The 21,562-nt window shown below is 56.7% G+C and carries 24 protein-coding genes; 13 read left to right on the top strand and 11 right to left on the bottom strand.

What is annotated here, in order from left to right; genetic code table 11:
- Nucleotides 1-245: 245 nt before the first annotated feature.
- Nucleotides 246-701 carry a response regulator gene (locus K3166_RS02875; protein WP_221423199.1) on the bottom strand — a complete coding sequence of 152 codons (456 nt, stop codon included), beginning with the start codon at nucleotides 699-701 and terminating at the stop codon, nucleotides 246-248.
- A 239-nt stretch (nucleotides 702-940) separates the two neighbouring features.
- On the opposite strand from K3166_RS02875, the gene K3166_RS02870 reads away from it, so the two are divergent.
- From K3166_RS02870 to K3166_RS13550, 6 genes are all read left to right on the top strand, one after another.
- Complete coding sequence (locus K3166_RS02870; protein WP_221423198.1) at nucleotides 941-1,627, top strand: hypothetical protein; 687 nt, start codon at nucleotides 941-943, stop codon at nucleotides 1,625-1,627.
- A gap of 713 nt (nucleotides 1,628-2,340) precedes the next feature.
- Nucleotides 2,341-2,847: a helix-turn-helix domain-containing protein gene (locus K3166_RS02865; protein WP_221423197.1), complete on the top strand. Its 507-nt coding sequence runs from the start codon at nucleotides 2,341-2,343 to the stop codon at nucleotides 2,845-2,847.
- A gap of 414 nt (nucleotides 2,848-3,261) precedes the next feature.
- Nucleotides 3,262-3,696 carry a hypothetical protein gene (locus tag K3166_RS02860; protein ID WP_221423196.1) on the top strand — a complete coding sequence of 145 codons (435 nt, stop codon included), beginning with the start codon at nucleotides 3,262-3,264 and terminating at the stop codon, nucleotides 3,694-3,696.
- 50 nt (nucleotides 3,697-3,746) lie between these two features.
- Nucleotides 3,747-4,274, top strand: a complete 528-nt coding sequence (locus K3166_RS02855; protein WP_221423195.1) for a JAB domain-containing protein — start codon at nucleotides 3,747-3,749, stop codon at nucleotides 4,272-4,274.
- A complete protein-coding gene (locus K3166_RS02850; protein ID WP_221423194.1) occupies nucleotides 4,271-4,738 on the top strand; it encodes a hypothetical protein in 468 nt (155 codons plus the stop codon). The genes K3166_RS02855 and K3166_RS02850 overlap by 4 nt, the downstream gene beginning before the upstream one ends.
- 141 nt (nucleotides 4,739-4,879) lie before the next feature.
- Complete coding sequence (locus K3166_RS13550) at nucleotides 4,880-5,677, top strand: trypsin-like serine peptidase (protein ID WP_425594578.1); 798 nt, start codon at nucleotides 4,880-4,882, stop codon at nucleotides 5,675-5,677.
- Here the strand turns inward: K3166_RS13550 and K3166_RS02840 are convergent.
- Both K3166_RS02840 and K3166_RS02835 read right to left on the bottom strand, forming a co-directional pair.
- A complete protein-coding gene (locus tag K3166_RS02840) occupies nucleotides 5,640-6,074 on the bottom strand; it encodes a hypothetical protein (protein WP_221423192.1) in 435 nt (144 codons plus the stop codon). The two genes, K3166_RS13550 and K3166_RS02840, sit on opposite strands and share 38 nt — an antisense overlap.
- A gap of 53 nt (nucleotides 6,075-6,127) precedes the next feature.
- Nucleotides 6,128-6,721, bottom strand: coding sequence for a hypothetical protein (locus K3166_RS02835; RefSeq protein ID WP_221423191.1), 594 nt, complete (start codon nucleotides 6,719-6,721; stop codon nucleotides 6,128-6,130).
- Nucleotides 6,722-7,004: 283 nt separating this feature from the next.
- Here K3166_RS02835 and K3166_RS02830 point away from each other — a divergent pair, with 283 nt between their 5' ends.
- Nucleotides 7,005-7,349 (top strand): hypothetical protein, encoded by a 345-nt coding sequence (locus K3166_RS02830; protein WP_221423190.1) that lies wholly within the window; start codon nucleotides 7,005-7,007, stop codon nucleotides 7,347-7,349.
- 171 nt (nucleotides 7,350-7,520) lie between these two features.
- Nucleotides 7,521-8,033, top strand: coding sequence for a hypothetical protein (locus K3166_RS02825; protein WP_221423189.1), 513 nt, complete (start codon nucleotides 7,521-7,523; stop codon nucleotides 8,031-8,033).
- A 313-nt stretch (nucleotides 8,034-8,346) separates the two neighbouring features.
- On the opposite strand, the gene K3166_RS02820 is transcribed toward K3166_RS02825, so the two are convergent.
- A complete protein-coding gene (locus tag K3166_RS02820) occupies nucleotides 8,347-10,164 on the bottom strand; it encodes a PAS domain-containing hybrid sensor histidine kinase/response regulator (RefSeq protein ID WP_221423188.1) in 1,818 nt (605 codons plus the stop codon).
- An 850-nt stretch (nucleotides 10,165-11,014) separates the two neighbouring features.
- Here K3166_RS02820 and K3166_RS02815 point away from each other — a divergent pair.
- Nucleotides 11,015-12,100: a sensor histidine kinase gene (locus K3166_RS02815; protein ID WP_221423187.1), complete on the top strand. Its 1,086-nt coding sequence runs from the start codon at nucleotides 11,015-11,017 to the stop codon at nucleotides 12,098-12,100.
- Between the two features lie 366 nt (nucleotides 12,101-12,466).
- On the opposite strand, the gene K3166_RS02810 is transcribed toward K3166_RS02815, so the two are convergent.
- Nucleotides 12,467-12,736, bottom strand: coding sequence for a hypothetical protein (locus tag K3166_RS02810; RefSeq protein WP_221423932.1), 270 nt, complete (start codon nucleotides 12,734-12,736; stop codon nucleotides 12,467-12,469).
- A gap of 100 nt (nucleotides 12,737-12,836) precedes the next feature.
- Between K3166_RS02810 and obgE the strand changes: the two genes are divergently transcribed.
- The 4 genes from obgE (at nucleotide 12,837) to K3166_RS02790 (ending at nucleotide 16,464) form a co-directional block, all read left to right on the top strand.
- A complete protein-coding gene (gene obgE / locus K3166_RS02805; protein ID WP_221423186.1) occupies nucleotides 12,837-13,898 on the top strand; it encodes a GTPase ObgE in 1,062 nt (353 codons plus the stop codon).
- Between the two features lie 7 nt (nucleotides 13,899-13,905).
- Nucleotides 13,906-15,027, top strand: coding sequence for a glutamate 5-kinase (gene proB, locus K3166_RS02800; protein WP_221423185.1), 1,122 nt, complete (start codon nucleotides 13,906-13,908; stop codon nucleotides 15,025-15,027).
- Complete coding sequence (locus K3166_RS02795; protein WP_221423184.1) at nucleotides 15,024-15,935, top strand: NAD-dependent epimerase/dehydratase family protein; 912 nt, start codon at nucleotides 15,024-15,026, stop codon at nucleotides 15,933-15,935. Before proB ends, K3166_RS02795 begins: the two co-directional genes overlap by 4 nt.
- 106 nt (nucleotides 15,936-16,041) lie before the next feature.
- Entirely contained in the window at nucleotides 16,042-16,464 is a 423-nt protein-coding gene (locus tag K3166_RS02790; protein ID WP_221423183.1) for a hypothetical protein, read from the top strand.
- A gap of 58 nt (nucleotides 16,465-16,522) precedes the next feature.
- Here K3166_RS02790 and K3166_RS02785 read toward each other — a convergent pair whose 3' ends face one another.
- The 6 genes from K3166_RS02785 to K3166_RS02760 form a co-directional block, all read right to left on the bottom strand.
- Nucleotides 16,523-17,278, bottom strand: a complete 756-nt coding sequence (locus tag K3166_RS02785) for a phosphoadenylyl-sulfate reductase (RefSeq protein ID WP_221423182.1) — start codon at nucleotides 17,276-17,278, stop codon at nucleotides 16,523-16,525.
- Nucleotides 17,275-17,721 carry a DUF934 domain-containing protein gene (locus tag K3166_RS02780; RefSeq protein WP_221423181.1) on the bottom strand — a complete coding sequence of 149 codons (447 nt, stop codon included), beginning with the start codon at nucleotides 17,719-17,721 and terminating at the stop codon, nucleotides 17,275-17,277. Before K3166_RS02780 ends, K3166_RS02785 begins: the two co-directional genes overlap by 4 nt.
- Nucleotides 17,714-19,345: a nitrite/sulfite reductase gene (locus tag K3166_RS02775; protein WP_221423180.1), complete on the bottom strand. Its 1,632-nt coding sequence runs from the start codon at nucleotides 19,343-19,345 to the stop codon at nucleotides 17,714-17,716. The genes K3166_RS02780 and K3166_RS02775 overlap by 8 nt, the downstream gene beginning before the upstream one ends.
- Entirely contained in the window at nucleotides 19,345-19,641 is a 297-nt protein-coding gene (locus K3166_RS02770; RefSeq protein ID WP_221423179.1) for a DUF2849 domain-containing protein, read from the bottom strand. The genes K3166_RS02775 and K3166_RS02770 overlap by 1 nt, the downstream gene beginning before the upstream one ends.
- Nucleotides 19,638-20,396 (bottom strand): uroporphyrinogen-III C-methyltransferase, encoded by a 759-nt coding sequence (cobA, locus tag K3166_RS02765; RefSeq protein ID WP_221423178.1) that lies wholly within the window; start codon nucleotides 20,394-20,396, stop codon nucleotides 19,638-19,640. Before cobA ends, K3166_RS02770 begins: the two co-directional genes overlap by 4 nt.
- Before the next feature lie 97 nt (nucleotides 20,397-20,493).
- Complete coding sequence (locus tag K3166_RS02760; RefSeq protein WP_221423177.1) at nucleotides 20,494-21,561, bottom strand: mechanosensitive ion channel family protein; 1,068 nt, start codon at nucleotides 21,559-21,561, stop codon at nucleotides 20,494-20,496.
- Nucleotide 21,562: the final 1 nt, after the last annotated feature.

Here is a 21,562-nt window from a genome sequence, read left to right as displayed (position 1 = left end):
AGCAACGTCAAATTCGAACCGTCCGCAAACGGCCGCTGCTTCGCCTTCCGTCCAATGACCGTTTTTCGCACTCGCGCCCGCAAAGCTGCCTGTCGCGTAACAACCCAAGTTTGTGACTGAATTGTGGAGCTGGCGATGTGCCGGGAGGGGACCAGCCGCTAACGACCCGATTGCGGCAGTCGCTGGCGCGTCAGTGTACGATCGCGATACGCTACTTCCTGATGCGTATCGGTCAAATTGGACCCTCAATTGTTTTGAAATCGGAACGGTTTCTCGACAGCTCGAGACACGGCACTCTTAAGTCGCCGAAAGTTGAACGGCTTGTCGACAACGTATGCCTCTGGCAAATGTTGGCGTACCTTGGTTCGGCTACCGGTAACGAACACTACGGGTATCGATTTGTCTGCGCAGATCGCTTTTACAGCGCCTACTCCTGTTCCATCGATAAGCTGATGGTCAGCTATAATAAGGTCGGGGCATTTCTGTTCAGCCGCTTCTATGGCTTCAGGGGCACTTTTGACGATATCGAAAGTTGAATACCCGAGGTTGCGAAGCGCTTCCTCGACCGAAAATGCGAGCAGAACTTCGTCTTCGATGATGAGAACATGCGACAAATGCCATCTCCACTTTGGGCGAAAGCACTCTTGTCTCACAGCCGCCAGGGCCCGAATGATCGATCCAGCGATATGGTCGCCTTTCATATCGAGCTATTGAACACCAAGGCGGGAATTGCCAGACTGCGCTACTGCGAGCGGAACGGCAGCTTCCCACCCAATTCGTGACCGATTTTCCGAGCTTGCGCTGTGCCAGAAGCGGACCAGCCGCTAACGACCCGATTACGGACATTCTTGTCTAAGCGAACCGGCAGCAATGGTTCAAGAATTGCGCCATCGCCAACATCGTGCGAACACCATCATCGAACCCCGTTCGAGGCAACAAAATGCGCTTTGCTCGTTTACTCCGGCGTTACAATCAAGCCGCGCTAGCGATTGTCTTGACTTGGGCGGTCGTGGCAGCAGCGGTAATTTCCTTTTATACGTGGAGGGAAGTTCAAGAATTCGATGACTACAGAGAATGGGAAACCCCAACGGAAGAGTCTCTCGTAACGGGCGAGGAGATTGAAACACCGGAAGGGACCATAACCTTTTACAAATCCGAGGTTCCTGACGACCGAGATGCCGTTCGTAATGTGCGCTACGTGTCAATGGGCACAGGCAAGGTAACTCGCGTTGCCGACGATCCAAGTGCTTTGATCTACCAAGAAAAAGCCGTCGGCGACATTGGTCGCATCGCGCTGATTAAGACCGCAGTGCGTGACGAACGACCAGTCTTCGATTTGGTGTTTGTGAGTTTTCCCGAACTTGATCGGTTCACGATTGCGCGTGCGATCGATGCACTCGACACAACACAACAGATAGATGACAATACCTTTAGTGCGATTGTCTGGGACGAACCTGAACTGGCGCGCTTCATCATCGTGGACGCCCGGACGGGAGCGATTGAGTTGGCCCGCTCATTGGACTTTCGGATCTCGCGCAGAGCGGTGACAGATGCTCAAGACGCTGCAGAAGCGGGGGCCATTGAAGCGGTTGCGGAGATCAACGATGCAGCTCAATTCACACGCTAAAGTTCGTTCTAATCCTGACGAGTGCTGATGTCCGCTTTCCACCCATCTGGCGACACTATCACCGAGCTAGCGATGTGCCAGGAGCGGACGGGCGGCTAAAGACCCGATTGTGGACATTGGCATCTCGAGCGATCCTTCTAGAAAAATGAATGATTGCTAGGGCCTAATCGCACAACCTCTCCGATGGGCGCAGCTTTCGCTCTGGGTTGATCAGAGAAAGTCATGCGATTTTACCAATCGTTCAGCTCGGTCGGACGCTTGCTTTTGGGTCTTGGCTTAGCCTCTGTCGTATTCGACTACCCGCACAGGGTTCGTCTGTGCATTTCCTCTAGAAGTGCCGGCTCAATTGCACTTATTAGGCCCCCCTCGCGGGTTCACACGCTCGGTCCTACCACTTAACATAGTCAAAAATTCTGAAATCCTTTGACGCTATCCATGCCCGCTCTGGAATTAAAGTGCGGCTGCGCTATATGCGCTCCGTGCCGCTGCTGTACCTAAGGATCCAGAATTTTGACGAATTTGACCTCCGATAAGGAGTTATTTGAATTGATCCAACTAATCGAACAAGCATTGGCTAGTTGCGATCGCTTGGGCCTCGCAGCCGCTGGCATTGATCTTGACTCGGCTCGGCAGAAAGTCTTGCAGCTCGGCAATGCCGCAGATCAATCGCGTTAACGTTTGCAAAGTTGCGCCGCCAAATGTAAACTAATTGTATGCCAAATCAAACCTCCGCGTACACATTCGAGAGGCTGACGACGAAGCAAAATGAGGCGCTGAGCCTTGCTTCTGAGGGATTTACCTCGAAAGAGATCGCCCGAAAACTCGATATTTCTCATCATTCGGTTGACAAGCGGATCGACAATGTTCGCTTTGCCTTCAATGGTGCGTCGCGCGTGCAGATCATTCGCGAGTATCGCGATTGGGTAAGGTGTCAATCAACCACCGGTGGTGCGTCCCCACTAGCGCCGTTGCCTACAATTCAGTCAAAGCCTGAAGCGCAGCCAGAGGGGCAGACGTTGGTTTTCCGAGATTCGTTGGCTTTCGACGAATATGTGAAGCCTAACCTCGGCGCCGAATGGCTGCGGCCGGGAATAAAGCCGATTGATCTAGGCCCGGGAAAGAAATTGCTGCTGGTTATTGGTGGGGCATTCATCCTCGCAGCCGCATTCCTTCTCGTGGTCGCTGCCGCTGAAGCTCTAATTGGCTTGTTAGCGAGCTGAGATACGCGGTTCCCGGCGGGTCCAACCTAGCCGGAGTAAAACCTAATGCTGAATCGCCATGCCGCTACTGCTCGTCTCGCTCGCCAAATTAGGTCAACCGAGAGCGCTGTAACTCAAGCCTTCGTCGAGACGACAGGACTTTTGCATACAGCCGCACTTGCGCAACAGGAAGTTGGGGGCGCTCCACATAGTGAAGCTCACGCATTCTTTCTGCGGCTTAACAAGATGGTGGGCGAACTTGTTGGGGTGCAAGCCGACGCTCGTCGATCACACGGTCAATTAATCGACATTTCCCGTGTTGTGAACGGGCCTGAGACGCCGGAGGAATGCCCTGACGATCTGTTCACAGGCGCCGAGCTTGTTTCCGACGCGGCTTAATTGCTTTTGCAAGCGCAATGCGCGAGCAGCATCAGGATGGACCGATATTTCCTACAGGTTACCCTGCTGTTGCTCGTCGCTGCGCTTGCGTATTTCAAGGGTGGGAGCTCCGAAAAACGTGTCGCTGTGGTCCTCGTCTCCATGCACGTCGTTAGTGCAATCCAATATTTTTTGTTCAGCGACTGGGAAGGATTGGTCACCTGGCCAATTTTCAGAATGTCGCTCGATCTCGTTGGATTCCTGGCAATTCTTTATATCGCGCTCCGTGCGAACCGATGGTGGCCTCTATGGGTAGGATCGGCACAACTACTCGCAATTATGGCGCACGTTTTCAGAGCGATAGACGCCAATCTGCCAATGACCGTCTATTTGATCATGGAGCGCTGGCCATTCTGGGCAGCAATAACAATTACCGGAATAGGTACAGTGTTGCACGCGAGAAGGGAGCGCGACGCACGCATCGCCTCCTGAGCACGCTTTTGGCACCGCTTCATAGCGATCCTGAAGAACTTGCCCATCGGATGCTGCGCCGCTTTGGTAGTATCGCTGAAATCGGGAACGCTAGTCCCGATGAACTCCGTGGATGCAGTTTGTATGGTGAGACGTGGTCGGAAAGCTTTATCGCTGTTCGCGACCTGCTTTCTGAGGGGCATCGAGAGGCTTTCACCCGGGTGCCTTTAGATTCCGCAGACGCCGCCCTCCATCGATACCTTCGCGCCTCAATTGGTAGTTCAAAACACGAAATTATGGTTGCAATCTTTGCGGATGAGGCTGGCTATGTGATTAGCGAAGAGATCGTAGGTGAGGGAGATCAAGGCTCGCTGCAACTTTCGTTACGCCGGATATTTGGCAAAGCCCTGAAAGTTGAAGCTCGCCGTATTCTTCTTGCTCACAATCACCCTTCTGGAAACTCCGAGCCAAGCCAAGCAGACGTTGAACAGACTAAGGCTCTCATCGACCAATCTCATCGGCTGGGCATCAATTTTGAAGACCATCTGATTGTTGGCCGGGCGCATGTCACAAGCATGAGGGCGAGGGGGCTACTATGACTTCACGCGAAAATGCTGAACTTCATCAGATCGCCAGAAAAATTTTCGATATAGTCGGCGACATTCCACGACAAACGGAGGAAGCACGTGAGCATCCAAGTGAAGGTCAACCCTATAAAGAACAGGAGGTTCTCTTAAGGCGCGCCCGCTCGGAGCTTGCGCGTCGAAAGGTACGCTCAAAATACTTGCCTGAGGACATGTTTGCCGAAGGGGGTTACAATATTTTGCTCGATCTTTTTATCGCAGATGCAGTTGGGGGCAAAGTTTCTGTGAGTGATGCCTGCATTGCATCTCTAGTCCCGACCACGACAGCGTTGAGACAACTTTCACTTCTTGGTCAGCGAGGATTGCTGACCCGGTTACCTGATGCAACTGATGGCAGAAGGGACTTCGTTCTCCTGACTACGCAGGGCTATAAGGCCATTGCTTCAACCCTCCGCGACTTCGAGCAGACTGAAGATTAAGGGTATGGTCTAGACTGAAAGTCATTACCTGTCTGATAAAGTGATTCCAGGGCAGCCCAACTTTTGCAACGTTGTGCGCGCCAGTTTAGAGCACTAGGTGGTTTCCCCGAGGCAGTAGGGAGCTGCACCTGAACGATATTGATGCATCTGGTTCCTATGCCAGATGTTCAAAAAAGTACGCGCGCCCGCCGTCGATTTTTCCATGGGGTCCTTGGTTCGGCTGCATTCATTTTGCTGTCTGGAGCGTCGCCGCCAACCCCGACCGTGGGCGATTCTTTCCGCCTAAGTGACGCGATCGGAACGATTATATGCAGGGGCCGCGGAGGACCATTCTTAACCAATGCGAGCCTGGTAGAGCGAAGGGATCTCGTCCTCGCGGTATCTCATTTCAATTTCAATCGTAAGAGCGGGCGTGAATTGCCTGCTGATGGCTGCACATTCACCATGCGCGATGACGAGGGAGCGATTATTTTCCGAAGTAAGTTTTCCGTCATCGATCGCGGTGGTCGCGGGCCCGAACTAAGCGACAGCATGGCATTGGACTGGGCTCTATTGCGGCTTGAGCGTCCCGCGACTGGAACTCCGCTTCAACTTGGGACAATGGCGAGCCTGCATGAAGAGAAAGTTGATCTGGTTTCCTATCGTCCAGCCATGCGTGGCAATCGAATTCTGCGGACAAGTCACGACTGCGGGCCAAGACGTCAACGCGCCGGCTCCATAATTCTACTGCACTCATGTCCGACTAGGCCAGGTCTCAGCGGTGCTCCACTGCTAACACAATGGCCGGGAGGATATAGGATAGTTGGAATTCATGCCAAACGTTCGAAAGGCTTCGGGATCGCTGTTGGCCTTGAAGGTTCAGTCAGGAAGGCGATCAGTATGAACGCGTTGCAGGCCAAAGTCAGCCTGGGCTTACCGCCCCGATTTGGCTCGCAATAATCGGCGTTGCGACGGCCGTAGCCCCAAAAATCAGCTGCTGAATTACCGGTACCGCTAGCTCATCGTTTGCAAAGGCAATCCCGGGACAATCTGCTTCTTGCAACCAAAGCCGCCACTGAGCCGCGGTGTACCGTTCGCCGCTCCCTGCGTCGCGGTAAGCTTTGCCAGCGAACCGCCAATCACCGAAGCGGTTACCTTGATCGAGCCAGTCCCGATATTCTTGTACATAGAGATCGCAATTCCACTCGCTCGGTGGGGCCATTGCACCCTCCTCAGTGGACAGAATCGGTTTTGGGGGCTTAACCCCACGGTCCGAGTCTTCGCGCGCCATAACGACACCGCCAGAGATAGCGATTGCGAGGACGACAAAAAACGGAAGATTTTGAAATTTAGTCATATCTTCAGCGCAGATTACACTCTCAAATAAAGCAAGTAAAGCACGGTATCCTTTTAATCGCGAAGCCTCTCATTCACAGCTCGCAGACTACTTGCTGTGCTATCGCAAGTCCGTGTCTGGGTGGTGATATCGTAAACGATACGATGCATGCGCGTCTCAAACTTCTCCAGTGAGAGAGTGCCGGTCAATCCAGATTTGACGGTCTTTGCGGCTTCGCGCCGGAGGAAAATAGCAAGCTTGCAATCGCGAAACGCGCGATCAATGTGGCTTTGAAAGATGGTGTCAGTAGATACCACTTGCCTCTTTTGCGGGAATTGTTGCCACTCTTGATCGCAGACTTGCCATGCCTCGGAGGCACTTTCCAACAAACCATCGCGTGTTATACTTCCCTTGTCGTACGCGCTCATCTTCGTGGCCATCATCGTGGTCGAGTCGTCACACCGATCAATTGCAGCCTCGACTTCCTCCTGCCACGTATCCAATCGCTGTGACCAAAGGCCAGGCTGCCTCGTTGATTGGCTCCCCGCGCTTGGCGATGGTGACGCGAAAGTCTTGTTGATCAAGGCTAGTGCCAGCAAGAACGCCGCGGAGACCAATACAATATTGCCAATCTTGGTAAGGGCTGCCCGGAAATTTTCGGACTTCATCGGTTGATCACCTTAAATACGTCGTTCGCTCAAAATGGCCCTTGCCAATGTCGAGAGCATTACCATTGTCGAGAGAATGTCACGTCTAGCCCCCCTTGCTTTTCCGCATACGAATTTTGGCCAGCGTATGGCTTCTTTGGAGTTCGATGCAAGCTTTGATCCCTGTCGAGACAGAACCGGTTTCGGTTTCGGATATAGTCCCGTTTCCTGCGCCGCACAGAAGCCAGGGCCAAGAAGTGAGATGTGATCAAATAGGTTGATTTTGGCGTCGCGGCCGGGATCATTGACTAAATTAAGTTTTCCGGAAAACATGTGGTCAAACAAATATTACGGAAAGCAGGGCAAAGTGGACGATGAGCTCTTAAATCTTGCGAAGGCTGCAAAGTTGGTAGCGGACCTATCCCAAGCTGCTGGAGAGCGTCGGCTTCGTGATCCTGTCCGCCTCCAGCAAGCGATGAAAGATTATGATCGCCGTGCAGCGGGTTATCAAAGGGAAATTTCCCCGGGCGATTTTGTCCGACAGGACGCCGAACGATTTGAGGGCGGAGAAATGCGGGTCGCCATGGAACGTGTAGCGCAACTTCTTGATCGCGAGTTCGGAACAGATTTACGATCAAAAAAGGAATAGCCTTTCCGCTAGGCATTGTGTCTCCATTTATCGCACATAGCGTAAGCGCAGCAGGGGCGGCCACCAATCATTCAGCGTGGCCGGGCCATCAGCTTGGTCAACCCACTATTTTTTCGCTACGCATTCGCCCTGATTGCCAGAATCGTCCGTATGTAGTGTTGAGCGCGCGGTATGAATGTATCGCTCTCCCTCAACGACAATTCACCGTTACTGACGATCTCTGAGCTGCCTCGAATGCTCAACTTCGTGGCACATGGAAGTGACTTGGGCATGATCATAAGTGCCTGCGCTCAATATTTCGCTGATTGTACAGATACGATGCTGTGTCGGCACCTTTCTCCAGACCTTGCCCACGCTAGGATGATGGCTGCTAATGTGGTTACTCGCAATTCAGGGCGCCGGTACCGGCTTGGCCGTAAGATGGGTCTGCTTGGACAAGCCACCGCTAGCGACTTCGGCAACATCTCTTTGCTGGCAGAGTCCGCGCAAATTTCTGAAGAGCAACTCAACATCGAAGATCTGGCAATATCTACCCGAGTTGCGCGACTGCGGGGCTGGCTTCCTCACCGCTTTGATCAATATCAAATCCGTTCTGTGCCGTCCTGCCCTGAACGGCTACTTCGTGACACCTTAAGTGCTCACATCATGAGATTGAACTACGGCGCACCCTTCTTGCACGATTGATGCATATTTGCTCTTCTACCACTGAAGCTTATCCAATAATTGAGTGCTGTGAGTCTTAACTCAACTTATCAATGATGGGCCCAGCTATGACTTTCCCAAATTGAACTCAGGTCCTGTGGTTTTGCCACTTGGCCAGCAGGTCTTGGATTGTTGAAGCTCAGCGGCAAGCTGACCCCCCAAGATAACTCCTAGGCAGAAGACCGTGGGCGATGGGTTAAACTACCGAAACGGACCTGCTGGCATCATTTTAGCGGGATCTAACTTTCAAGGGGTAGCAGCACTGAGTTACCGACATTGTAGGCCATCACTTCTCTCAAGCGGCGTGGCGGTGGTCGGAGGGTAGCCATTTTTCAAGCATGGTCTGGAATTGGTCGAAATTCACAGGCTTGGCTAAATGATCCTGCATGCCGATCTTTTTGCACTCCGAAATATCGTCAGCAAAGGCATTAGCTGTCATCGCGATTATCGGCAGTTCTGCCGCATCATATCCCTTGCTGCGCAATCGTATGGTCGCATCGTGTCCATCCATCACGGGCATCTGCAAGTCCATGAGGATTAATGCGAACGGCCGCCCCTCCGCCTCTGCTTGCTGAACCTTGGCCAGCGCAACTTGCCCATTTTCCGCGACAACCAAATCGATGCCGGCCTGTTCTGCCATGGCTTGGACCAGCATTTGGTTGACGTCGAAATCCTCCGCCAGAAGAACGCGGCGATTGAGGGATCTATCGGGTGAGGAAATATCTTCATCCTGAGGCATTCCTAGGGCCTTCGGGAGTTGGCCTTCGACTTGTATCGCTCTCAATTGCAGTTTGAATACGCTCCCTTCACTCAATTGACTTTCGACAGTCAAAGATCCGCCGAGCGCGGTTGCCAGTTGTCGCGAAATGGCAAGACCGAGACCGGTGCCTCCCTGGGCATTGTAAGTATGGTTGCCGCCCTGTCCGAAAGAATCGAATATCTTGTCGATGTCCTGTTGCGAAATGCCGATGCCCGAATCCCGGATGGAGATGCTCAGGACTTCGTCCCGCCAGTGTGCATGAATGGCCACGAACCCTGCATCGGTGAATTTGATGGCATTTCCGAGAAGGTTCGATAGCACTTGGCGCAGGCGAAGCGGATCAGTCAGGCAGTGGTCGGGGAGGCCTTCGGCAATGTCCAGCGTGAGCTCGAGGCCCTTCTCCTGCGCCTCGTTGCGCACCAGACGAGCGACATGGTGAAGGAGTTGGCCAATATCGGTCGGCTGTTCGCGCATCTCCAGTTGGCCGGCTTCGATTTTGGACAAGTCGAGGATGTCGTTGAGCAGCAAGGTCATCGAGCGAGCCGAGTCCGAGATTATTTCGGCAAACTGACGTTCGCGCGGCGGCAGGTCGCTTCGGCACAGAAGGTCCGAGAAACCGACGACACCATTCATGGGCGTGCGGATCTCGTGGCTCATGTTGGCCAGGAAAGTCGACTTGGCGTTTGCAGCAGCAAAAGCGCTATCACTCGCCTTAACCAAGGCGCGGCGCATCTTCTCCTCCTCGGTGCGGTCAGCGAACACGCCAAACATCGCGAGCGGCATTCCGTCGGCGTTATTCTCGATCTGCGCGACCGCTTCGACATGGCGGACATCCCCATCCGGGCGGATCAGGCGGGCGCGGAAACGGTAAGGCTCACCAGTTCGTCGCGCCGTTTCCACGGCATCCACAACGGCTTGGCGATCATCGGGATGATATACCGAAGTTGCGTCAGCCAGAGTCGGCGTGCGGTCCTGGGGCCAGCCATGGATACGATAGGTTTCTTCGCTCCAGAAAAGTTCGTTATCAGCGAAGGTCATCCGCCAGTGGCCGACATGGGCTAGTGCCTCGGTCATTTCCAGCCACTCAACCTGTTTCTCCAAATGACCCGCGTTCTGCTCGGCCTGAATCGCCAACTCCTTAAGATGCTGGCGCGATAGCAAGGCGCTTTTTGGAAGAATTCGCTCTTTCGCAATGAGAACGAGGAGGGCTGCACCGAGCAAAGCGATGAGCACACTCCCATGGTTACTGAGCCCGAAGGGATCGAATGTGAAATGTGTACCAAGAAAAATAAGACATCCGATCATGTAAAGTGCGGCTACGGCTGCAAATTTTGGTTCGAGCCGCTGCTTCACGGTTTTTCCTCCACAAAAAGTGCGATCCTTTTTTCAGAGAGGATCGTGATTTTGAGGTGAAGGGATGACTGCGAGACAATACGTAAGAAGAGTGCTGCGCTAGCGAAGCGAGAGCCGATGATTATCATGCTGCGGTCTCAATTTTTTTTTGAGATGCAGTCCTGATGTACTGTCAGTCTGGGCCCAACTTCGTTTAGACGGGCGCAGCAAGGCCCGCCCCCTTCGTCGGAACAGTAGTTGGTTTTTTCCGCCCAGCTTGAGACTTAGCTACCGAGCGCGGAATTTCCTGGAAGCGAACCGACTGCTTCCCACCCCATCTGGCGACGCTTTCCAAGAACTAGCGCTGTGCCAGGAGCCGACAGGCAGTTAACGACCCGATTGCGGACAATGGACGAAAGTGTATTTCCAGCTGATGAGAGCTGCAAACCTCTTCTCAGCGCTTGTGATCTTGATTTGATTAGGGTTGGCATTCACAGGCCGCGCGGATTTGAAGCCGTTTCTCACCGATGCTGTTCCAGACTGGCCGAGAATGAGGAGCATCGATTTCGCCATCACACTGCCAATATTAATGGCAACGGCGCTCTCGATATTCGCGTGGGTTTGCAACGCAAGCGGGACGCGGCCGTCTGTACTGGCGCTTGGCTCATTAGGCGCCCTTGCTTCGCTAGCGCCCTATCTCGTCATTTTTGGCGGTGGCATTTGATGTCCTCATCCCACCCAAAATGTGACTGATCTGCCGCGTTAACGATGTGCCGAGAGCTGACTGGCAGCTAACTACCCGATTCCGGACAGATATCTTGTAAGGCATTGGGAATCCACTTAGTGTCATCTCCGGAGAGAGGGTCGCGCAATGCCATTTTCACATTTATTGGGTGTTGATGCGCCCACGTTCGCCGACAATGACGATCTCTTGGCGTTCGTCCTAGATAACGGCCCCAACCTCATCTTTATAAAGGATGAGGAGAGTAGGCTGATCTACGCCAATGCTGCATTTCTCGGCCTGTATGCTCCCGATATGCGTTCGGAGGTTATCGGCACCACCACGGTGGAAAGCTTCGAACCCGAAGAAGCGGAACTGTTCCTCAGCGAAGACCGGCGGGCACTGCGCGAGGGCTTTTCAGAAATTGTCGAGGAAATCACCGACTGGAAAGCAGAGCGTCGCACTTTCCTGACGCGAAAGATGGTCTTCCATACCGCCGACGGGGACAAACGGCTTGTTTGTATCGCCACAGATATTACTGACCTGGCAGCCCGCGAGCGGCGGGTTGTCAGGCTTAATGCGCAGCTAAAATTGTATTCTCATTCGATTGCTCACGATCTTAAAAATCCGGTCGGCAGCTTTATCAGTGGGCTAAACCTTCTGCAGCGCGATAGGACCTCGAAATTGAGTGAGCGGAGCGAGATGGTCGTCTCGGCTCTTAAAGACAGCGCGAGCGGAATGGCTGGCATGATCAGCTCGACCCTCAAAGCTGCAATCAGCGAACGCGAAGACCTGCAGTTCCAGAAATACGATTTAAACCTTCTCTTGGAAGAAGTGCGCTTCAATCTTTCGGCCGCGATGCAGGATGCTAATATGAGTCTGCATGTTACGCGACTTCCTGATGCGACAGTCGAACCAAACCTCTTTCGGCAGCTGTTCCAGAACCTGATCGAAAATTCGATACGCCATGCGGGCGACAAACGACCTGTGGTGACAATCCATCATCGCGAAGAAGAAGGAGAGCATCTGTTTTTCGTTGGGGATAATGGTCCTGGAATCCCACTGGAACAGCGCGAGCAGATATTCAACCAGTTCTTCAAGGGGGGCAGTGGAGGGAAGCTCGGTCTTGGGCTTACAATCAGTCAACGCATCGCAAACCTTCACGACGGCTACATCGAAGTGCACGACAAGGAAGAGGAAGGTTGCTGCATGTTGGTTCGCATTCCGGCAAGATAGATTTCGTTGAACGGCGGCTTCCCACCCAATTCCGGACATTGGCTGATGACACCCGGCAGGAAAAGCGGACGGTCTCCTTACAGGAAAATAGCAAGCCGCCTCGAATGTCCGGAATGAGGGCGTAAAGCGGACGGCCTAGAATCGATAAGATCAACCCGCACGCCAAAGGTCCAATCGGCGCAAACGAAAGCGCTGAAATGACTTGTGGGATCACCAAGGGATCCAACCACTCGTGGCTGTCTGTAGGATTATCCAGGCTACGTTGACAGCTTGTCCAAGCTAGTTGGAAAAGTGCAGCTTCAAAGCGCCCGAACTCTCGTACGCGCTATCCAAGGTTTAGTGGCGCCCCACAACTCCTCCCCGAGATCAAGTATTATCCGGGTTCTCGCTGGCCGCCATCAGGTCCATGAAATTCCGCGCAGCCTCGCGCTCGTCTTCATGCTTGAAGGCTACATCGAGGTCGGGCGACGAACCCAGCATGTACAGGAGCGACCAGAGGGCAAAGCGCTTGCCACGATCGGTTTCCAGCCCCAAATCGACCTTGCAGCGTTCAATCCCGGCTTCCAATCCGGATGCACTGACCCCAGATAGGTCATCAGTTGCGAAATAGCGGCGAAGCAGGTCATCGAATTGCATGACCACCGGCCTAGTGGCCATGTCGGCAGCGGGAAAGCAAAAACCCTGCCAAACGCCGCTTACGCTCGCCTTCACGAACAAAAAGGATTAGAGGCGCGCCATGCATTTCCTCGACCAAGCCAAGATCTATCTACAAAGCGGTTCCGGCGGCCCCGGAGCCGTCAGCTTTCGACGCGAAAAATATATCCAGTACGGCGGCCCCGACGGCGGCAACGGCGGTAAAGGCGGAGACATCGTTTTCGAAGCGGTCGAAGGGCTTAATACCCTGATCGACTTCCGCTATTCGCAGCATTTCAAAGCCAAGCGCGGTGGGCATGGCATGGGCCGTGACCGGACCGGTGCGGGCGCCAAGGACCTTGTCATCAAAGTGCCGGTGGGAACTCAGATCCTTTCCGAAGACAAGGAAGAGGTGCTGGCCGACTTCACCGAAGCGGGCAAACAGGTGGTCTTCATCGAAGGTGGCATGGGCGGGCGCGGAAACGCCAGTTACAAAAGCTCCACCAACCGCGCACCGCGCCAGCACCAGCCGGGCGAAGCGGGCGGTGAAATGTGGGTCTGGCTGCGGCTGAAACTGCTGGCAGACGTGGGCCTTCTGGGCCTGCCCAATGCAGGAAAATCGACCTTCATCAACCAGGTCACGAATACCAAGGCCAAGGTCGGTGCCTATGCCTTCACAACGCTCGTGCCCAAGCTGGGCGTGGTTCGTCACAAGGCGCGAGAATTTGTGCTAGCGGACATTCCCGGCCTCATCGAAGGTGCTGCCGAGGGCGCAGGGATCGGCGACCGTTTCCTTGGTCATATCGAGCGTTGCCGCGTGCTCATCCACCTGATCGATATCGCTGGCGATGATCCCGCCGATGCCTTCCGCACCGTAAACGGGGAGTTGGAGGCTTACGGCGAAGGCTTGTTGGACAAGCCCCAGCTGGTCGTCCTCAACAAGCTGGACCTGGCGGACAGGGAACTGGGCGAGGCGTTCTCCGAAGAACTGCTGGCAGCCGGCGCTGAAAAGGTCTTCTCGATCTCCGGCGCGACCGGACAGGGCATCGAAGAATTGCTCGATGCAGTACTGAGCTATCTGCCTGACCAGACATCGACCGAAACCAAGGCAGCCGAAGTGGAAGACAACACTTCCGAGGAAGCCGACAACTGGTCGCCGATCTGATAGACCGATGGCCGTCACGACCCTCGCTGAAATCCGCAACTCCAAACGCCTGATTGTAAAAGTCGGGTCAGCATTGCTGGTGGAACAGGGCGCGGCCCGGCGCGAATGGCTGGCGAGCCTGGTTGGCGAATTGGCGAACTTGCGCGCTGCGGGGACACAAATCCTGATCGTCTCGTCCGGTGCGATTGCACTAGGCGCGGCGAAGCTTGGCCTGGCCAAGGGCGGCAGGGCAAGCCTTGCCGATGCGCAGGCGGCGGCATCGGTCGGCCAGGTCGCACTGGCCCGGCTGTGGGCAGAAGCGCTTGGCACGCACGATCTTCTGGCAGCGCAAATGCTCGTCACGCTGGGCGATCTAGAAGACCGGCGGCGCTATCTCAACGCGGCAGCCACTCTGGAGCGTCTTGTTGAAGCCGGCGCGGTTCCTGTCATCAACGAAAACGACAGCGTGGCCACCGAAGAAATCCGGTTCGGAGATAACGACCGATTGGCAGCCCGCGTCGCGCAGGCAGCGGGTGCAGATACAGTGCTGCTGCTATCTGACGTTGATGGCCTGTATGACCGCGATCCTGCTGAAGCGGGCGCGAAAATGCTCGCCAAGGTCGAAGGCGTGACCCCCGAAATCATCGCCATGGCAACCAGCACATCTTCATCCGGCATGGGTTCGGGCGGAATGCTGTCCAAGCTGCAGGCGGCGCGAATTGCAGAGCGTGCGGGCATAACGCTCGCAATCATCAATGGCACGTATGACGCGCCGATTACGCGCGCGCTGGATAGCGGTACCGGCACGATATTCCTGCCTCAGGGCGACGAAAGCGCCCGCAAGGCATGGCTATCCGGTAGGCTTGCCCCTGCAGGCGTGCTCACCGTCGATGCGGGCTGCACGAAAGCACTTGCGGACGGGGCCAGCCTGCTTGCCGCGGGCCTGACCGAGGTCGAAGGTAATTTTCACCGCGGCGACCTGGTGGCGATCCATGGAGCAAAGGGTGAGCGATTGGGTCAGGGACTTGTCGAATATGACGCGGCTGAATGCCGCGCTATTTTGGGCCTGCGCGAGGACGAACAGGCGGCCAAGCTGGATTATGCTCCGCGTGCAGCAGTGGTCCACCGCGATCACATGGTGCGCGCATGACGATTGCATTGACCGGGGCGACCGGGTTCGTCGGACAAGCGGTGCTCGACGTTGCCGCTCAGAGAGACCTGGCTGTTCGCGCGCTCACCCGGCGCGAGCAGGAAATTCGCGTGAATGTTGCCTGGGTGCCGGGCACCTTGTCCGATCCGGCGACACTCGGCGCGCTTTGCGAGGGTGCAGATACTGTCGTCCATGTGGCGGGCCTGACCAATGCGACCGATCCCGCAGACTTCGATGAAGCCAATGTCGAAGGGACGCAGCGGATGATCGAGGCTGCCAAGGCGGCCCGCATCAAGCGGTTCGTCTTCGTGTCATCGCTAGCAGCACGCCAGCCCGACCTGTCGCAGTACGGCGCATCGAAGGCCAAGGCCGAAACCCTGGTCGAGAAGAGCGGCCTGGACTGGACCATAGTGCGACCGCCCGGCGTCTACGGCCCGCGCGACATCGATTACTTCGAGATGTTCCGCAGCGCGAAGTGGGGTTTTATTCCCTTGCCGCCAAGCGGGGCGAGCTCGATCATTCACGTGCATGACCTTGCGCGGTTGCTCCTAGACCTGATCGACGCGCCCCCCGCTCTGGTGCGGCGCCGTATGTTCGAGCCCGATGACGGGCGCGAAGGCGGCTGGGGGCATGATGAACTTGCCCGCGCCATCGGATCAGCCGTCGGCCGCCGTGTATTCGCCCCGCACCTGCCCAAGGCGCTGCTCGAACTGGGCGCGAAAGCCGATGGCATGCTGCGCGGCAAGAACGCCCGTCTGACGCAGGACCGGGTCGGCTACATGACCCATCCGAACTGGGTCTCCCGCTCGGCCAAGCGTGTGCCTGAGGCCGTCTGGAGCCCGGCCATAGATGCTGGGGAAGGTCTGGCCCGCACTGCTGAATGGTATCGCGCCGAGGGCTGGCTCTAAGCCTGATTTGCGCTGTCACCTCCGGCAGCCTAACGTCCCCGCGGGGCGCGAGTCGTGAGCGGAAAAATCCGCCTATTTCTATCACGGGTCGTTTTGGAGGATTTTAATGAAGAAACTGATTTTCGTCGCAAGCGCGGCGATTCTCGCCAGCTGTTCACCAGCTGCCGAGGAAGAAGTAGACGTAGTCGCTGATGACGCGGTGGCCGAAGCACCCGCGCCTTCAATGGCAGCTGACGGCCAACCGCCAGCCGGCAAGTACCGCGTCACCTCGTCAGAAGGCGAGGTCTTCGAGGAAGAACTCCGGCCAGATGGCACCTACGTCTCGACCCAGAACGGCGAAGTTGTCGAAACGGGCACGTGGGATCAGAAAACACCGAACGAGTACTGTTACACGGTTGATGCCGAATATGTCGAAGAAGGGGAAACCGGCGGGGAGCGGTGCAATACCGAACAGGTCGGCGACGACGGCGTCTGGACCTCGACCAATCCCGATGGCGAAACCGCTGTCGTAGAACGCGCGGACGGCTAAGCGGCCCGAAGCCAGAGAAAGCGGCGCAGCGGCCTGGGCGGCCCTGCGCCGTTTCTATTTAGAGGAACGGCTCCTCGCCCGGCTTGTGAATGCCGCATTCGACCTTGTCCCAGCCCGCCCAGCGCCCCGAGCGCGGGTCTTCGCCCGGTTTGATCGCCCGGGTACATGGCGAGCAGCCGATCGAGGCAAAGCCGCGTTCGATCAGTGGGTGGCGCGGCAGATCGTGTTCCTCGAAATAGGCCGCGATGCGCTGCGCATCCCAATCGATCAGCGGATTGATCTTCAAGCGCCCCTGCGCATCAGCCGTATCGACTTCGAACCTCGGGAGGTTCGCGCGGGTAGAAGACTGGAATGCCTTGCGCCCGGTCAGGCTGGCATCAAAGCGAGCCAGCGCGATTTCCAGCGGTTTGACCTTGCGCAATTCGCAGCAGCCGTCGGGGTCATAGGACCAGCGCAGCCCGGTATTATCGCGGGCCTCCAGGTCTGCGAGGTCCGGGTAGAGGTCCACACGATTGAGGCCGAACCGGTCCGTCAGCTCATCACGGTACGCCAGCGTTTCGGGAAAATGTTTGCCCGTATCGAGAAACAGCACCGGAATTGACGCATCGATGCGCGAAACAAGGTGCAGCAGTGCCGCACTCTCCGCGCCGAAACTGGATACCAGCGCGATATCGCCAACCAGGTCGCCTTCGAATACCGCGCGCAGCCATTCCTCGGTCTCTGCACCGCGGAACATTCGGTTCAGCCGGATCGCTTCCTGATCCGTGAACCTTGGCTGCGTGTCGAGCCGGTCGATGGCGCGAGTTTCGTTCATGCGTGACGTTTGGCCCAGATCGGCTTCCGGCTGTCGGCGGCGGGTTGATAGACTTCGGGCCACCGCGCCAAGGCTGCTGCCAGATCATCCTTATCCAGCGCCGCATCAGGCTCGAAGGCATCGAAACCGCACCGCCGCATATAGGCAATTTGGTCGACCAGCACATCGCCCACAGCGCGCAGTTCGCCTTCGTATCCAGCTTCGCGGAGCATACGTGCGGAGGAATACCCTCGCCCGTCGCCGAATGCCGGGAAGTTCACCTCGACAAGCGAGAGGCGCGACAAGTGCGGGATCAACTCGCGCGCATCATCGCCCGGCTCCACGCGCACTGCATTCGCGTTGGATTGATCCAGAAAGGAATCAACGGTCACGGCCCCGTGATCGACCGTTTCGTCATCGCGGTAGCGGATCAGCGTGTCTGTGGCGGAAACGAAGTCACCCATAGAGGGCCTCCTTGAAGGGGGTCATGCCGATACGGCGGTAGGTGTCGAGGAAGCGTTCGCCGTCCTGGCGTTCGCGTAGATAGACATCGGCGGCGGTTTCGACGGCGTCGACGATGCCTGCCTCGTCGAAGCCGGGGCCGGTGATCTTGGCGAGACTGACGTCCTCCGCCTCGCTCCCGCCGAGGAGCAGCTGATAATTTTCAACGCCCTTCTTGTCGACGCCGAGGATACCGATGTGGCCCGCGTGGTGGTGTCCGCAGGCATTGATGCAACCTGAAATTTTCAGCTTGAGCTGGCCCAGCGCTTCGGTCTTGCCATTGGCGGCAAACCGCTGCGAAATCTGCTGCGCAACCGGGATTGAGCGCGCATTGGCAAGACTGCAATAATCGAGGCCGGGACACGCGATGATATCTTCGACCGTGTCGAGGTTCGGACTGCCCAGACCGGCGCTGTCCAATGCCGTCCACAGCGCATGAAGATCAGCCTTGCGGACATGCGGCAGGACGATGTTCTGCGTATGCATGACGCGCAGTTCATCAAAGCTGTAGTCCCTGGCGAGGTCGGCCATGATGCGCATCTGTTCAGCCGTCGCATCGCCCGGAATTCCGCCGACCGGCTTCAGGCTGACAACCGCCGATACATAGCCCGGCGCCTTGTGCGCCACGGTGTTGCGGTCGGCCCACAGTGCGAAATCCGGGTCGGAGCGATCAATATCTTCGGCAAGACCGTCTTCGAAAAGGGGGTCTTCGAAAAACGTCTTGATGCGTTCGAGTTCGGCAAATGGCGGTTCGACGCCCTGTTCCAGCAGGTGGGCAAACTCGGCATCGACCTGGCGCGTATATTCCTCCGCGCCCATTTCGTGGACGAGGATCTTGATGCGCGCCTTGTACTTGTTGTCGCGGCGCCCGTGGCGGTTGTAAACCCGCAGGCAGGCCTCGGCATAGGTGACCAACTGGTCGAGCGGCACGAACGGGTTGATGCACGGCGCAATCATCGGCGTTCGGCCCATGCCCCCGCCAACATAGAAGGCAGCGCCCAATTCGCCGTCCTGCTCGACGATCTGGATACCGATATCGTGCAACCGCATGGCTGCACGATCAGTATCGCTGGCGATCACGGCGATCTTGAACTTGCGCGGCAGATAGCTGAACTCGGGATGGAAGCTCGACCACTGGCGCAGCAGCTCTGCATAGGGGCGCGGGTCGACGATCTCGTCGGCCGCAGCGCCGGCAAAGTGATCCGAACTGATGTTGCGAATACAGTTTCCGCTCGTCTGGATGGCATGCATTTCGACCTTGGCGAGATCGGCGAGGATATCGGCTGCGTCTTCCAGCTTGATCCAGTTGTACTGGATGTTCTGGCGCGTGGTGAAGTGCCCATATCCGCGGTCATACTTGTCCGCGATGTCCGCAAGAGCATGCATCTGGCGGCTGTCGAGCGTGCCATAGGGAATGGCCACGCGAAGCATGTAGGCATGCAGCTGCAGGTAAAGTCCGTTCATCAGCCGCAGCGGCTTGAACTGGTCTTCGGTCATCTTGCCGTCGAGACGGCGCCTGGCCTGGTCGCGGAATTCCTCGACGCGGGCATCGACCATTGCCTGGTCATACGTGTCATACTTGTACATCAGATCACCCAGTTGCCGATATCGGGATCGGCGGGTTTGAGGGTCAGGTCCGGGCGCACCGTGGGGCCCAGTGCGCGAACGCGGTCCTTGATATGCGAGGGGCGCGGTGTGCCATCTTCCAGTGAGGCATCGATAGCGTAGGGTGCGTTGACACGGCGGGCCGATTCCTCGCGGCGAGCTATCTCTTCTTCGCTACCCGAAACATCGGCGGCGTCTTCGACATGGAGCGACCAGTCGTTGCCGGTCCACCAGGTGACAGCACCGGTCTTAAGGTCATTTCCGGTGAGAAGCCTCATCGTGCGGCCTCCTGTGCCAGTGCGCCAAGCGTCGCATCTGTGCGCGCCGTAACTTCGCCAATCACGATCAGTGCCGGGCTGACGACGTTCTCGCGTTCGACCAAGTCGGGCAATGCTGCGAGCGGGCCGCGCAACACGCGCATTTCGGGGCGCGCACCGTTCTCGATAATGGCGACGGGCATTTCCGGAGCAAGCCCGTCTTCCATGAGCTTTTCCGCGATCTGCGGCGCGGTTTTCACGCCCATGTAGATCACCAGCGTCCGGCCCTTGCCGGCGAGCCCCGCCCAATCCTGATCCTTCAGGCCCTTGCACTGGCCAGCAACGAAACTGACGATCGATGAGGCGTCACGGTGGGTGAGCGCGATCTGCGACGCTGCGGCAGCGCCATTCGCGGCGCTGATGCCGGGGACGATCTGGACCGGTACACCAGCCGCGCGGGCGAGTTCGGCTTCTTCTCCGCCGCGACCGAAGATCAGGGGATCGCCGCCCTTGAGCCGCACCACGTCTTTGCCGGATCGGGCGATACGGACCAGCAGGGCGGAGATTTCTTCTTGGGGCATGGTGTGCTGCGAACGCTTCTTCGCGACAGAGATCAGCTCTGCATGGGGATGGGCAAGAGCGAGCACTGCCGGATCGACGAGACCGTCGTGCACAATGATGCGCGCGGTTTCGATCAGGCGGGCAGCGCGCAGTGTCAGGAGATCGGGATCGCCCGGTCCTGCGCCGACGAGATGGATGGTTCCGGTAATAGCCATGACGCCAAGATGCGCCGCATTGCTTGCGGGGACCAATCAGAATGAATGCGCGGGCAGGTAGCGTAGATTTTGAAATCCACGCTGTCCCGGTGGCAATCTATTCTTTTGTAACCTGCGCGCGGTCGCCGCCTTTGGCCATCATGGAGAGCAGTTTGTCGAGCTGGTCGCTCGACCGGATATGGAGATCGCGCTGCGGGAACGGGATCTCGATGCCATTGTCCTTGAACAGCCACCACAGCTTTTTCAGGACCATGCTGCGGATATTGCCGACGCCGTCTTCGGGGTCCTTGATCCAGCAGTGGATCACGAAGTTGACGGAATTATCGCCATATTCGCTCATCCAGACAGTCGGAGGCGGTGCCTTCAGGATGCGATCGCAGGCGCGCGCAGCTTCGAGCATCAGCTCTTCGGCCAGCTTCATGTCGGAATCGTAGCTTACGCCAACCGGCACCTGCACACGGACGTTTTTCGATGAATACGACCAGTTTTCGACCTGGTTGATCATCAGGTTTTCGTTCGGGATCAGGTATTCGCGCTGGTCACGGGTGGTCACGGACACTGCGCGCACGCCGATCTTGCGGATTTGGCCGAAGCTTTCGTTACCCGCCATGTCGGTCACAGCAATGACGTCGCCCGGCTTGATCGATTTGTCCATCAACAGGATGATCCCGGCAATCAGGTTACCGAACGTCTTTTGCAGACCGAAACCGATGGCAAGACCGAAGGCGCCGGAGAATACTGCCAATGCCGTCAGGTCGATCCCCAGCAAATCAATGCCGAGAAAGAATGCCGCTGCCCAGATCGCGATCGTGATGATCTTCTCGACCAGCAATTGCTGCGTATCGTCGAGGCGATGAACGCGCCGAACCATGCGGCGCGACAGTTTGCTGGAGAACCACGCAAAGGCGATTACGCCGAACAGAATCACGATGACAATCAGCACATCGAACACGGACACCCGCATGTCGCCGAAACTCAGCGCGAGGGAATCGAGCGTGTCGACGATCGACCCCACGGTCTCGCTTTTTTCGCTCACGGCCTCCCTGATGCCCTCGGACGCTGCAACCGCAGCCTCTTCTGGAGCAGGCTCGGCCAGCGACCATGCCTGTTCGACCGGTTCAACCTGTGCGGCATCGCCGCTTGCGGGTGGAGTTTCGCCCTGCACG

Origin of the sequence: Qipengyuania psychrotolerans (assembly GCF_019711355.1) — a bacterium.
Classification (GTDB): Bacteria; Pseudomonadota; Alphaproteobacteria; order Sphingomonadales; family Sphingomonadaceae; genus Qipengyuania; species Qipengyuania psychrotolerans.
This window is presented reverse-complemented; position numbering and strand designations above follow the sequence as displayed.